11 protein-coding genes are annotated in these 12638 nt (G+C 66.2%); 5 read left to right on the forward strand and 6 right to left on the reverse strand.

All coding sequences use genetic code 11. From position 1 onward, the window contains the following. Nucleotides 1-66 precede the first annotated feature (66 nt). Nucleotides 67-2169 (reverse strand): polyphosphate kinase 1, encoded by a 2103-nt coding sequence (ppk1, locus tag ACOOHB_RS21605; RefSeq protein WP_420446842.1) that lies wholly within the window; start codon nt 2167-2169, stop codon nt 67-69. A gap of 160 nt (nt 2170-2329) precedes the next feature. After that, a complete protein-coding gene (locus ACOOHB_RS21610) occupies nt 2330-3817 on the reverse strand; it encodes an acetyl-CoA acetyltransferase (RefSeq protein WP_420446843.1) in 1488 nt (495 codons plus the stop codon). A gap of 152 nt (nt 3818-3969) precedes the next feature. Between ACOOHB_RS21610 and ACOOHB_RS21615 the strand changes: the two genes are divergently transcribed. Beyond that, nucleotides 3970-4719 carry a J domain-containing protein gene (locus ACOOHB_RS21615; protein ID WP_420446844.1) on the forward strand — a complete coding sequence of 250 codons (750 nt, stop codon included), beginning with the start codon at nt 3970-3972 and terminating at the stop codon, nt 4717-4719. Here the strand turns inward: ACOOHB_RS21615 and ACOOHB_RS21620 are convergent, their stop codons facing one another. From ACOOHB_RS21620 to ACOOHB_RS21635, 4 genes are read right to left on the reverse strand one after another with little or no spacing between them, the layout of a single operon-like run. Further along, nucleotides 4720-5565, reverse strand: coding sequence for a VOC family protein (locus ACOOHB_RS21620; RefSeq protein WP_420446845.1), 846 nt, complete (start codon nt 5563-5565; stop codon nt 4720-4722). Between the two features lie 24 nt (nt 5566-5589). Further along, nucleotides 5590-7176 carry a sulfatase gene (locus ACOOHB_RS21625; protein ID WP_420446846.1) on the reverse strand — a complete coding sequence of 529 codons (1587 nt, stop codon included), beginning with the start codon at nt 7174-7176 and terminating at the stop codon, nt 5590-5592. A gap of 48 nt (nt 7177-7224) precedes the next feature. Then, nucleotides 7225-7983: an SDR family NAD(P)-dependent oxidoreductase gene (locus tag ACOOHB_RS21630; RefSeq protein ID WP_420446847.1), complete on the reverse strand. Its 759-nt coding sequence runs from the start codon at nt 7981-7983 to the stop codon at nt 7225-7227. 13 nt (nt 7984-7996) lie between these two features. Further along, nucleotides 7997-9049: an LLM class F420-dependent oxidoreductase gene (locus tag ACOOHB_RS21635; RefSeq protein WP_420446848.1), complete on the reverse strand. Its 1053-nt coding sequence runs from the start codon at nt 9047-9049 to the stop codon at nt 7997-7999. A 98-nt stretch (nt 9050-9147) separates the two neighbouring features. Here ACOOHB_RS21635 and ACOOHB_RS21640 point away from each other — a divergent pair, with 98 nt between their 5' ends. Genes ACOOHB_RS21640 through ACOOHB_RS21655 form a run of 4 tightly spaced genes read left to right on the forward strand, consistent with a single transcriptional unit; the run spans nt 9148 to nt 12628 of the window. Next, nucleotides 9148-9351 carry a type II toxin-antitoxin system HicA family toxin gene (locus ACOOHB_RS21640; protein WP_420446849.1) on the forward strand — a complete coding sequence of 68 codons (204 nt, stop codon included), beginning with the start codon at nt 9148-9150 and terminating at the stop codon, nt 9349-9351. Then, nucleotides 9348-9578, forward strand: coding sequence for a type II toxin-antitoxin system HicB family antitoxin (locus ACOOHB_RS21645; RefSeq protein ID WP_420446850.1), 231 nt, complete (start codon nt 9348-9350; stop codon nt 9576-9578). Before ACOOHB_RS21640 ends, ACOOHB_RS21645 begins: the two co-directional genes overlap by 4 nt. A 60-nt stretch (nt 9579-9638) precedes the next feature. Next, nucleotides 9639-10793, forward strand: coding sequence for a 4-oxalomesaconate tautomerase (locus ACOOHB_RS21650; protein WP_420446851.1), 1155 nt, complete (start codon nt 9639-9641; stop codon nt 10791-10793). A gap of 50 nt (nt 10794-10843) precedes the next feature. Further along, nucleotides 10844-12628 carry a CotH kinase family protein gene (locus tag ACOOHB_RS21655; protein ID WP_420446852.1) on the forward strand — a complete coding sequence of 595 codons (1785 nt, stop codon included), beginning with the start codon at nt 10844-10846 and terminating at the stop codon, nt 12626-12628. The last annotated feature ends 10 nt before the right edge of the window (nt 12629-12638 follow it).

The raw sequence follows: 12638 nt of genomic DNA on the forward strand, positions 1-12638 counted from the left end.
CCGACTCGTGAATAATCAGGGCTAGAGAGATGCGCCTGCAACTGTCGTCGCCCAGCACCTCACGCGCTAGCTGCGACGATCGGCATGGCGCGCCAGCATCAATTCGTGCAAGTCCGTGCCGTGGTACTGGACCCACTCGCCGTCACTGCTGAGCTCCCAGTGAGCGATGCCGTCGTCGAGGTACATATCGGTGAGCTCGGTCAGCTCAGCGGCCATCGCGGGCGACTCCACCGGCGCCAGCGCTTCCACGCGATAGCGAAGGTTTCGAGGCATGGCGTCGGCTGATCCCAGCAGGATCGTGTGGCCGCGGGCGGGACTTCCGAACCGGTACACGCGGCTGTGCTCCAGGAAGCGGCCGACGACGCTGCGCACGGAAATGTTCTCGCTCATGCCGGCCACGCCCGGAACCAGGCAGCAGATGCCTCGCACGATCAGGTCGATGCGGCAGCCCTGCTGTGACGCTCCGTAGAGCGCTTCGATCACCTCGTTGTCCACGATGGCGTTCATCTTCATGACGATGTGGCCATCGGGCTCCGCGGCCTCGGCCGCAATGTGCTTCACGAGCGACTGGCCGAGGCTGTGCGGCGCCACGGCAAGCTTGTGGTAGTCGGTCTTGCGGCTGTAGCCGGTGAGCGAATTGAACAGTCCTGCGACATCGGCGGCAAAGTCGGCATCGGAGGTCAGCAGCCCGAAGTCCTCATAGATGAGGGCTGTGTCGGCGTTGAAGTTGCCGGTGCCGATGAAGCAGTAGTGAGCAATGCCTCGGGCCTCGCGCCGCACCACCATCGCCAGCTTGCAGTGGGTCTTCAGTCCCACGACCCCATAGGCGACATGGACGCCAGCGCGTTCCAGAATCCGTGCCCACTCGATGTTCGCGTGCTCGTCGAAGCGTGCTTTGAGTTCGACGACGACCACGACCTGCTTGCCGCGTTCCGCAGCCCGGATGAGCGAGTCGACCAGCCGGGTCCGCTCCGAGGTCCGGTACATGGTCATCTTCATGGCGAGCACATCGGGGTCGACGGCCGCCTGGCGGATGAAGGCGTTGAGGCTGGTGTCGAACGACTCGTACGGCAGATGCACCAGGACGTCCTGGCGCTTGAGGACGTCGAAGAAGTCGACTCCGACCTCTGGTTCGGGCGCCGCCCCACGCCGGCCCCCATTGCCCACCCCCAGCAGTGGCGGTGCCTCGCTCGGTGCGCGCAGCGGCAGCGGGGTGCGCGGGTTGTGCGTGGGCGTCTTCAGATCGTCGCGCTCGATCCCGTACAACTCGAACAGGTTTGAAAGGCCGAGCAGCCCCTTCGAGGTGTAGACGTCGTCGTAGGTCAGCTTGAGCTCGCGGGTCAGCATTTCCAATGCAGCCCCGCTCAGGTCGGGCGCAGCTTCAAGCCGCACCGCTCCGCCGAAGCGCCGCTGGCGCAGCTCGAGTTCCATGTGCTTGAGCAGATCATCGGTCTCGGTGTCGTCGATGTCGAGGTCGGCGTCGCGGGTGACACGGAACATGCTGTGGCTGAGCACCTTCACGCCGGGGAACAAGTCGCCTAGGTGCCCGGCGATGACCGACTCCAGCGTGATGAAGCGGTGCCCGTCTGGCAGGGCCAGAAAGCGAGGCAGGATCGGCGGCACCTTCACCCGGGCGAACGACGGTTTGCTACGGGAGTGCTCCACGAACACGGCGAGGTTCAACGACAGGTCTGAGATGTAAGGAAATGGATGTGCAGGGTCGACGGCGAGCGGTGTCAGGACCGGAAAGACCTGCTCGCCGAAGAGCTGAGCGACCCACGCGCGGTTGGTGTCGTCGAGGTCGTCGGGCTCGACAAACTCGATCCCTTCGGCTGCGAGCGCCGGCCGCAGTTCGTCCTCGAACAAGGCCGAGGCATCCCGGAGTTGCTCGGCGGCACCGGCGCGAATGCCCTTGAGCTGGGCTTGCGGAGTCAGCCCGTCCGGGCCTGCGCGTCGCACTCCAGCGTCGATCGAGTCGAGCACCGTCGGAACCCGCACCTGAAAGAACTCATCGAGGTTTGACGCATGGATGGCCGCGAACTTGATGCGCTCGAGCAGCGGCAGATCGCTGTCGCAAGCAAGTGCCAAGACGCGGTAGTTGAAGTCCAGCCAGGAGAGCTCTCGATTGAGGTAGCGCTTGCAGGATCGGGTCCCGCTGGCGGCGGACATGACGACTCACGCCCCCAGTGCGTCCGGAACAGGGCGCGGCGGGGGCAGTACGCCCTGCGCCCGTGAGAGTACGCAAGCATCGGCGCTTGCGCCAGTGGGTTGTTCGGTTGTGGAAAACGTGTGGGCAGTGAGTGGACCGGCCCTGTGGACAACGGCTGGCTCAGGCCGGTGCGAACTCGAAGTCCTCGTTGACCACGACGCCGGTTCCGATGTGCTCGGTTCTGGTCATCTCGGCCATGAGCTCGGGGTCGGTGCTGCGGGCCCACTGCCGGCCGTTCGGCGTGCGCACCGCAGCCAGCGCTACCTCGGGCCCAACTCCGGTAGGTCCAGTCCGGCCGTGCATCACCGTGTAGGCCTCCACGGTTGCGCTGCCGGTGTAGTTGGCGTCGAGCTCGACAGACGGGAACCGGTCGATCTCGTCTTGGCAGTTCTGGTGGCGGAATCCGTCCGCGGGGGGCTCCGTGGAGTAGATGCCGAATGCGTGCTTGGTGAGGTAGCCGCCGTTCGCCGAGCACAGCCCGAAGGTTCCGGGGTTGTCCCGCAGGACGCCCGCCATCGTGGCGATGGAGTGGGTGACGTAGTTGTTGAGCGGACCGCCGGCGAAGGTGAGCCCGCCGGTGAGTGTCAGGTCTCGGTCAAGACCGAGGCCGAGCTCGGTGGCAGAGATCTGCACTGCGGAGGGGAAGCACGAGTACAGATCGACGTGGTCGATGTCATCGACGCCGACACCGGCCAGCTCCATGACTCGGCGTCCGGCGACGCGGATGGCGGGGGAGCTGTGCAGGTCGCCGCGGTTCGACACGTAGTCGGTGTCGCGGGCATCGGTTCCTGCGTGGGGGAACAGCCAGCGGTCGGTCGGCACTCCGGCTGCCGTCGCGGCCTCGGCAGAACACACGATGAGCGCAGCGGCGAGGTCGAGGTCCCAGTTGGAATTCATGGACTTGGTGTAGGGGAAGCCCACGAACCGGTTGGTGGGGCTCGGATTGCGGATCTCCTCAGCGGTCATCGGAGTGCGGATCCACGAGTACGGGTTGGCTACCGCCGCCTGGTTGAACTTCTCCCACATCGCCGCGACCCGGTCCCGATGCCCCTCCATGGTCTCGCCGCGTGAGGCTCGGAACGCAGATTCGAAGACGGGGTAGAGGTTGATGGGATCCCTGAATCCCCGTTCGACCTCGACCTTGTTGTTCATGATGACGTCGCGGCCCAGCACTTCGCCGGGCACGGCGCCGGTCTGGTCGGTGTAGGGAATCCGCTGGTCCGCACGGCGTGCCCGACGACGGCTCCAGATGCCCTCCGCGCCGGCGATCAGCACGACGTCGGCTTCGCCCGCCGCAATGCGATTGCAGGCCAGGTTCACCAGCGATTGCGGCGTGTTGCCCCCGTCAGTCGACAGCCCGGTCTTGCCGGCCGCGCCGAATCGTTGGTTGAGCAGAGCCGCTGGATCCGGGTAGGGCCACGCACCCTTGATGACCCAAGTGTGCGAAGCGCGCGCAGGCAGTCCCGGAGCGCCGGCGTCCTGGGCCGCGTTGGCGAGCGCCTCGCCCATCATCGCCACGGGCTCCAGCGCCTCGACGGGGTTCTCTGGGCGCTGAATGAACTGCCCGGCACCGACCAGGACGGGGGTGCGTGATCCGATGTCCGACATTTTGTACCGCCTTGCGTTTACGTGGCATCGCACAGTAGCGAGCCGCGCCCGACCACATCCGGTGAGGGATTCCGGCGGCGGGCTACGCAACCGCAACCGCAGCGGCATGGCCGCTCGTGCGCGGATGTAGCGTCGCAGTCGGGAGGCCGACGGTGGCCCAGTTGCCCGATCACTACGCGACGTTGGGTGTGCGCCCGGACGCCGATACAGCAGAGATCCGGCGCGCATGGATTCGGGCCGCAAGGGCCAATCATCCCGATCAACGTGGCCAGGTTCCCCAGGCGCAGGGCGAGCGTTCCGATCGTCGAATGCGCGCAGTGAACGAAGCGTGGCGCGTGCTCGGCACCGATGCGTCGCGACGCACCTACGACTCCGAGCGCACCGAACTCGCTCAGCCCGCGGCCGAAGCTGCCGCTGCGGCCCAGGGCGCCAGTAGTGCCCCGCAACCTGGCAGTACACCGGCGTCTGATGCTGACCTCGAAGATCCTTGGGCGCACGAACGCACGGGCACGACGACCGAACCCGGCGGACCCGGCGGCTTTGTCGTCAGCCATCGCGGTGCCGCCATCGTGGTGCGCGTGCTGCCGTGGGCTGTGGCGGCCACCCTCGGCATCGTGATCTTCGTGGCGAGCGCCTACATGTCCGCCGGCAGCGACAGAGAGCAAACCTCGGCTGCAGTCCTCGAGGTCGGAGAGTGCTTCTGGACGGCCCCCAATGGAACGCTGCGAACGGTCGCGTGCGATTGGTCCCAGAACGACGGTGTGCTCGACCAGATCATCACGATGTCACCCGGTGACCGATGTCGCCATCCCGATGCCGTAGTGCATGAGGCCCCGATCGCCGGCCGGCGCCTCTGCCTCGTGCCAGTCGACCGCTGGCAGCCGCCTACGACGAGCCCGTGATCAGGCTGGTTCGGTAAGCAGGAGGCGGACGCCGAGGTTGTGCTCGGGGGGCACTTCGAACATCGCGTCCTGAGGCTCACCGCGTCCGCACACCTTGACGCGGCGTGCGCCGGGGACCAAGCCGGGGTCGTCGAGCTGGAAGTGCAGCAGCTGAAGCCGGCCTGATCGGTTGCCCATCCAATGTGCCATGGTCGGCTCGGCCGGCTGGATGAGTTGCAGGTTCCATGGCCCTGAGCGCAACTCGACCCCCACACCGATATTGGGGTCCTTCCATTCGTCCACCCGTTCCATTCCGAGCGGCCCTTCGAACATCGCTGCAGCGGCCTGCACATCGGCCGCTAGGTGAATGACCGAAGCGAGCGCCGTGGGCTGTTCGTGGTGGGTGGGCGGAAGGGGCGGGGCGTCATCCCAGCCGCCGCCGTCGTCCCAGGCGATCTGGATGACAATGCCCCAGCTGTCCTTGGGATGCAGGAAGGCTTCCTTCCACAGCGGGTTTTCGTCGTTGATGCCGATCACGTTGTATCCGGCGTCGGACAGGGCGCCGATGGTGTCGTCGAAGTCGGGCGTCTTGAAGGTGAAGTGGTGCGGGCCGGGGCCGTTGCGGGCCAGGAAGCGACGGAGGAAATCGCTGCCTTCATGCTCGATCGGCTCGAGGATCTCGATTCTCGTGCCGCCGTTGAACGAGATCTGGCAGAAGTAGAAGTCGTCGCCGGCTTGGGCCGCAGGGTCGTTGTCGGGGCCGCCGATCCAACGACCGCCGAGGTCGCGGCCGTAGCGGATCACGTTGTCCCAGGCACGGTCGCTGACCACCGCAACGTGGTCCATGACGAGCTTGTCTGTCGGCATGTCGGGTGAGGCTACGCGGCAGGGTCAGGCGGCACTCAGCGGCATGCCGCGGGCGAGGTCGTCGGCTTCCATCATGGCTGTGGCCAACCGCTCGTACATCTCGGCGCGCCGGGTCGGGTCGGTGCGGCGCAGCGGCGCCACCTCGTCAGGATCGGTCGCCATGTCGAACAGCTGTTCGGAGCCGTCGCTGTGGCGTGTCAGCCGCAGGTCAGCAGTGACGAGCGTCCGGGTCTTGGATGGGATCGGAAGGTTCATGACGAGCGCCCCGGGGAAGTCGTCTTCGATGAGCACCTCGTCACGGACGCTCGCGCCAGCATCATCGAGCACCGGCACCAGGCTGCGGCCGCCGATGCCGTCGTAGCCACGCACGTCGGCGAGTTCGAGCAGCGTCGGACCCAGATCGATGCTTCCGGCCAGCGAATCGGTGCGCCCAGGGCCGCGCCGCGGGTCGACGACCACCATCGGAACCGTCAGCGTGCCGCGGTAGTGCAGGAAGCCCTTCAGCATCAGGCTGTGGTCGCCCATCATGTCGCCGTGATCGCTCGTGAACACGATGATCGTGTTGTCGGCCTGGCCCGCACGGTCGAGCGTGGCCAGTATCTGGCCGATGCCGTCGTCGATCATCTCGATCATCCCGTAGGTGGCGGCCATGGCCTCTCGCACAAGCTGGTGGTCGCCGGCCACACCGCACGGCGTGACCCAGTTGCGCTGACTGCTCGGGTGGATCTGGCTGACGGCCTGCACGTAGTGGGGTGCCGCTTCGAGCGGGTCGTCGACCGTCGCGGGCAGTTGCATGTCGTCGGGGCTGTGCCGATCGAACCACTCGCCGGGGGGCGACATCGGGTGGTGCGGGTCGGGGAACGAGGCCCATGCCAGCCAGGGCCCGCCCCGTCTGGCGGCATCTTCGATGAAGGCGATGGTGCGCTCGGTCACGAACGTGCTGGAGTGAAACTCGGCGCCATAGGGAGGTTCGTACACCTGCCACCAGCGCTTGGAGCGGCGCCGTGCGGGTGACTCGTCTGTCATCGGCACCATCAGGTCTTCCAACCGGCCGCCGCGATCCAGCGCCCACAACAGGTGATGCCCGCTGACCCGTGCACCGTGGTCGATCGCCAGCTCGACGTGTTCGAATCCGTAGAAACTGTCGGGGAATTCGGGTGCACCTTCCAGATAGCGCTCAGCGTCTTCGAGCGTGTCCCAGCCCGCCGGCCAGTACCCGTCGACCGCACCGGATGCTTGATTCGACGGGAACACGGCGTTGCGGGACATGCCGTGCTGCAGGTGCGACTTGCCGATGAGCGCAGTGCGGTAGCCCGCTGCGCGGAACTGCCGCACATGAGTGTTGGCGCCGGGTTCGAGCGATCGGTCGTTGAAGACCACGCCATGGGCGCTGGGCATCCGTCCGGTCATGATCGTGGAGCGGTTCGGCATGCAGACCGGGTTTGCCACCCAGGCGTTGTCGAAGACCATGCCCCGTGCGGCCAGCGCATCAAGGTGGGGGGTGCGGACCACGTCGTTTCCGCCGAAGCCGGTGTGATCTGCCCGCTGCTGGTCGGTGATGATGAACAGCACGTTGGGCTGTGACGATGCGCCGTTTCCTGCCGAGGCCATGGCGGGCTCCTCTCGATGAGCTGGGTGAGCTGGGGTTGCTGGACTCGCTCAGCCGAAGTTCATAGCGCCGGGGTTGCCGCCGTCCACCACCACGGTCTGGCCGGTGATGGAGTCGGCTTCGCACAGCATCACGGCGGCGTTGGCAATGTCGATCGGGCTGCCCACTTGGCCCAGCACAGACGCCCGCCGGGCGCCTTCAGAGATCTCATCGGGCAGCCGTGCCGCCATGCGAGTGCCCTCCACGAGGCCTGGCGCCACGCAGTTGACGGAGACCGTGGGCGACAACGCAACCGCTAGGCAGTGGGTCAGGTGGATGAGGGCCGCCTTCGAGCAGCTGTAAGCGATGCTGCTCGAGCCAGGCAACAAACCCCCCACCGAAGCGATGTTCACGACGCGCCCGCCGCCGCCGGCTTGCAGCAGTTCTGCCAGTGCCCGAGTCAGCAGGAACGGCCCGCGCAGGTTGGTCTCCTGCACTCGATCCCAGGTTTCGGAGTCGAGTGTCCCCAGATTCCTGAACGGGATGCCGATGTTCCACGCTGCGTTGTTGACCAGCACGTCGCAACGATCGTGCTCGGCCACGGCGGCGGCAGCGATGTCGATCGAGGCTTCGTCGCGCTGGTCGAGCTGCAGCACGCTGGCGGTGCGGCCGGCTGCGCGCACGATCTCCGCGCTGGCTTCTGCTCGCTCCAGATCGCCCAAGTAGGTCACGATCACGTCTGAGCCCGCAGCGGCCAGCGCCTCGCAGATCGCACGCCCGATGTCGCCCGAACCGCCTGTGACGACGGCCAGTTTCCCTGTCAAGTCCATGAGTCGATTCCTTTCAGTCGGCGACCAGCTCTGCCATTGCTTCCAGGAGCTGCGGCGGGCCGGAGATTTGCAGGGTTGTCACCACGGTGTCGTCCCAGCGGCGCAGGTCACGGGCGATCTTGTCCATCGGCCCGATGAGCGCGACCTCTTCGACCAACTCGACAGGGATCGCTGCCGCAGCTTCGGACTTGCGGCCGTCGAGATATAGATCCTGAACTTCGTCGGCGATGTGCTGGTAGCCCATCCGGCAGAACACGTCGTAGTGGAAGTTGGCATTGCGGGCGCCCATGCCGCCCATGTACAGCGCCAGCATCGGGCGCACCCGGTCGGCGGCCCGCTCGACATCGTCATCGGGCACCACGCTGACCATGCACACGACCTCGAAATCGGCATCCGCGGGAATGCGGCCGTCGGTGCCGATCTGCGGCTTGCCGGCTGCGGCGAAGCCCGAATTGAGGGCGTCCACGTAGAACTGGTTGTCCTTGGGGGCGAAGAAGATGGGCAGCCAGCCATCGCACAGCTCGCCGGCCAGTGCCACGTTGCGGGGCCCCTCCGCGCCGAGGTAGATCGGCAGGTCGGGCCGCAGCGGGTGCACGGTCGACTTGAGCGCCTTGCCGAGGCCCATGCCGCCCGGATACGGCATCTGGTAGTGGTCGCCGCTGAAGCTGACAGGCTTGTCACGCTCGAGGATCGCCCGGATGATCTCGATGTACTCACGGGTGCGAGCCAGCGGGCGCGGGTAGGGCTGGCCGTACCAGCCCTCCACCACCTGCGGACCGCTCACCCCGAGCCCCAAGATGAATCGGCCGCCGCTGAGGTGGTCCATCGTGATGGCCGCCATGGCCGTGGCTGCGGGCGTACGCGCCGAGATCTGCACGATCCCGGTGCCCAGGCCGATGCGTTCAGTGTGGCTGCCCCACCACGCCAGCGGTGTCAGGCAGTCCGAGCCGTACGCCTCGGCCGTCCAGAACGAATGAAAGCCCAGACGATCAGCGAGCTGCAGCGTCTCAAGTGCGTCGGGCGGGGGTCCTGCCGACCAGTAGCCGGCGCCAGTTGCAAGTTTCACGCCGCCCAGCTTGGCAGGCACCGCCCGCTGATGTGTCCCGGTGCTTGCGTGTGGAAATGAAATAGATTGAAAATTAATGAAAACTTAGATTCCTCTGGATGCCGACGGTGCGAGAAGCGATACGGATCGTCACGGCTGATGGTTGGCGTCTCAAGAACGCTCGCGGCAGCCATCGTCACTACGTGCATTCCGACAAGCCGGGTAAGGTGACCATCGCCGGGAAGCCCAGCCGTGAACTCCCGCCGGGGACGTGGAAGAACATCATGAAACAGGCCGGACTGGAAAGGGGGCGGTTCCAATGAGCACCTTGACCTACACCGCGATCGTGGAGCGGAGCACCACTGGCTATTCGGCGTATGTGCCAGATGTCCCCGGCTGCATCGCAGTGGGAGAGACCTTCGAGGAAACCACGAAGATGATGCAAGAGGCACTCACGTACCACCTCGAATGGATGCGCGAGGACGGTGACGATATCCCCGAGTCGATCTCGTCTGCGATCGAGGTCGAGGTTCCAGCGAGCATCGGCTGACACGCCAGGGTTCACTCCCCACGTACGAGTCCGACGCCCCAACGGTGGCAGGCTGCGGAGATGACGGCCGAGCAGCGGGAGGCGCAGAGATCCGTCCCGTGTGTGCTGATGCGGGGCGGTACGTCTCGCGGGCCGTATTTCCTCGCTGACGACCTGCCGGCTGACCCGGCGACGCGCAATGCAGTCCTGCTGGCAGCCATGGGCTCGCCGCAAGGGCGGCAGATCGACGGGCTCGGGGGCGGCACGACCGTGACCAGCAAGGTCGCAGTCGTCGGCCCGTCGGATCATCCCGACGCAGACGTGGACTATCTGTTCGCCCAGGTCGACCCCGTCTGGGGCACCGTGGACACCAAGCCGACCTGCGGGAACATGCTGGCCGGCGTGGGCCCGTTCGCCATCGAGCACGGGCTGGTTTCAGCGGGAGATCCGAGCACGTCGTTGATCGTTCGCAACGTGAATACCGACACCTTCATCGACGTCGTCTGCCAGACGCCGGGAGGCAAGGTGACCTACGACGGCGACTGCGCCATCGACGGGGTCGACGGTACGGCGGCGCCGATCGAGCTGCGATTCCGTGACATCGAAGGCTCGGTCACCGGCTCGATGCTGCCGACAGGGCGCAAGAGCGAGGTGGTGGCGGTCGCTGGTCGACGCACCGACTGCGACACCGAGGTCGAGGTCACTCTGATCGACATCGCGATGCCGATGGTGCTGGCACGGGCACCGGATCTTGGCTGCACCGGTGGAGAGACACCGGACGAGTTGGAGTCCGACAACGCCTTCATGGCTGTGATGGAGTCCATTCGCCGTGAGGCCGGTGCCCGAATGGGTCTCGGCGACGTGTCCGAAAGCGTCGTGCCCAAGTTCGGGATGCTGTCGGAGCCGCGCCACGGCGGCACCATCGCCTCTCGCTACTTCACACCGACGCAGTGCCACCCGACCCATGCGGTTTCCGGCGCGATCTGCGTGGCGGCGGCCTCGGTGATGCCCGGCACTGTCGCAGCGTCGCTCGCAGCCCTGCCGATCGACCGACCAGGTGGGTCGGGAGCCCTCACCGATGTCGTGATCGAGCATTCGAGCGGCTCGCTGGCTGTGTTGCTCGAAGCCGAGCGCCGTGATGACAGCGTGCGGATTGCCTCAGGAGGCGTCACCCGCACGGCCCGCAAGATCATGGCTGGCATGGTCTACGTGCCCGGCGACGTGTGGCCCGCCTGAGACCAACCCAACCCTCGATCCTGCCGGGGTAGCTCCCATAGCCTGTGGCCGTGCGCAGGATCCTTGCAACTGTGCTGGCAGTAACAGCGATCATTGTGGCCGGTTGCGCAGGCGAGACCGATGACGCCGAAGCCCACCCCAGCGATGCTTACTTCGCCCTCGAGCGCGTGCTGGACATCACTATCGAGATCGCTGGCGAGGATTGGGACACCCTGCGCCACCAGACCCGGACGTTCTCCGACGTGATCGCAGAAATCGCCGAATACGGCCTGTCCCGGCCCTTTGCCGACATCTATGACTGGTTCTCCGCCACAGTGACCGTGGACGGCGAGACCCACGCCGACGTCGGCGTGCGCAAGAAGGGGTTCCTCGGCTCCCAGAGCGACACCAAGCCGGCCCTCAAGCTCCGCTTCGACAAGTACGTGGACGACCAGTCGCTCGGCGGCGTCATGGAGCGGATGACCCTGAACAACAGCGTCCAGGACCCCTCCATGGTCAACACCTGCCTGTCGTACCGGGTCTTCGCCGCCGCCGGAAGTCCCGCGCCGCGCTGCAACTTCGCCACCGTGTCGGTCAACGGGAAGGATCTGGGGCTCTACGTCCACGTCGAGGAAATCAAGGCCCCGTTCCTGTCACGCCACTTCGAGAGCGCGGCGGGCAACCTGTACGAGGGCACGGTCAGCGACTTCACACCGGACTACCGCGGCACCATAGAGAAGAAGACCAACGAAGACGCCGCCGACTGGTCCGACATAGACGCCGTGGTGGCGGCGGTGGGGGACCCCGCAGACGCCGGCCTGGAGGCGCTGGGCGAGATCGTGGACCTCGACCGGTTCCTCTCGTGCTGGGCAACGGAGGTGCTGGTGGGGCATTGGGACGGGTACGCCGGCGACCGCAACAACTATCACTTCTACCGTGAGCCCAACGGCCCCTTCTTGTTCATACCGTGGGGCACCGACGACACCTTCCACTTGAAGGACGACCCCAATCCCTTCGACAACATCGCCAACCCGCCCCCGTCGGTGCTGGCTCTCACCGCCATCCCGAACCGGCTGTACAACGACCCTGACTGGCGGGTCAAGTACGCCGCCCGACTGACCGAGATCCTGGACACCGTCTGGGCCGAGGACGAGCTACTGGCTGCAGTGGACGACATGGCCGCCATCGTGCAGCAGCACGGCCTCCCATCCGCAACGCAGGCCGCCGCCGCCGACACCGACCGGGTGCGCAAATTCATCCTGAAGCGAAGAGGCGAAATCCTCGCAGACCTGACCCCCGCGCCGCCCGACTGGCCCGAGCCGGAGGCATCCGTCCCGCCTTCCGCCGGGTCAGGAACCCTCCAGATCACCTTCCAGACGACCTGGGGAAGCAACCTGAGTCCCAACCCCCTCGCGAACGGGACCATCGACAACCTGTCGCTGAACGGGTCCGAGGAATCGACTGAGAGCATGGGAGTCTTTTCCGGTTACTCCAGCCCGCAGGAGAGCGTCCTGCTTCCGGAAGTTGACAAGCTCGCGTCCATAGTCGCAGCGAAACTCAACGACGACGGCTCCGTCTCCGGGATGACACTGGCTGTGGACATAGACCTGTTGGCGGCGGGAGCCACGCTTGTCATTGGCGCAGACGCCATCGCGGGAGGAATATGGTCCATCCCGCCCGGAGCGTCGGAGCCGGAGGAGTTCTCGCCCTTCACAGAGGGCACGCTTCAACTTTCGGCGGCGGGGCCGACACCCGGCGCCGCCATCGCCGGCACCTTCTCCGGCGTGTACGGGTATTCCCTTTCTCCCAGCGGTGGCGGCGCCCCGGACGACTCGGGCACCGCCAACCAACAGTGATGGTCCGATG

Source organism: Candidatus Poriferisodalis sp., from assembly GCF_965215815.1.
In the GTDB taxonomy this organism is placed as follows: Bacteria; Actinomycetota; Acidimicrobiia; order Acidimicrobiales; family Poriferisodalaceae; genus Poriferisodalis.

Excerpts from the sequence above, each read along its gene's own strand:
- ACOOHB_RS21610 (WP_420446843.1), bottom strand. The coding sequence starts at position 3,817 with ATGTCGGACATCGGATCACGCACCCCCGTCCTGGTCGGTGCCGGGCAG.
- ACOOHB_RS21645 (WP_420446850.1), top strand. The coding sequence starts at position 9,348 with ATGAGCACCTTGACCTACACCGCGATCGTGGAGCGGAGCACCACTGGC.
- ACOOHB_RS21650 (WP_420446851.1), top strand. The coding sequence starts at position 9,639 with ATGACGGCCGAGCAGCGGGAGGCGCAGAGATCCGTCCCGTGTGTGCTG.
- ACOOHB_RS21630 (WP_420446847.1), bottom strand. The coding sequence starts at position 7,983 with ATGGACTTGACAGGGAAACTGGCCGTCGTCACAGGCGGTTCGGGCGAC.
- ACOOHB_RS21640 (WP_420446849.1), top strand. The coding sequence starts at position 9,148 with ATGCCGACGGTGCGAGAAGCGATACGGATCGTCACGGCTGATGGTTGG.
- ppk1 (WP_420446842.1), bottom strand. The coding sequence starts at position 2,169 with ATGTCCGCCGCCAGCGGGACCCGATCCTGCAAGCGCTACCTCAATCGA.
- ACOOHB_RS21620 (WP_420446845.1), bottom strand. The coding sequence starts at position 5,565 with ATGCCGACAGACAAGCTCGTCATGGACCACGTTGCGGTGGTCAGCGAC.
- ACOOHB_RS21625 (WP_420446846.1), bottom strand. The coding sequence starts at position 7,176 with ATGGCCTCGGCAGGAAACGGCGCATCGTCACAGCCCAACGTGCTGTTC.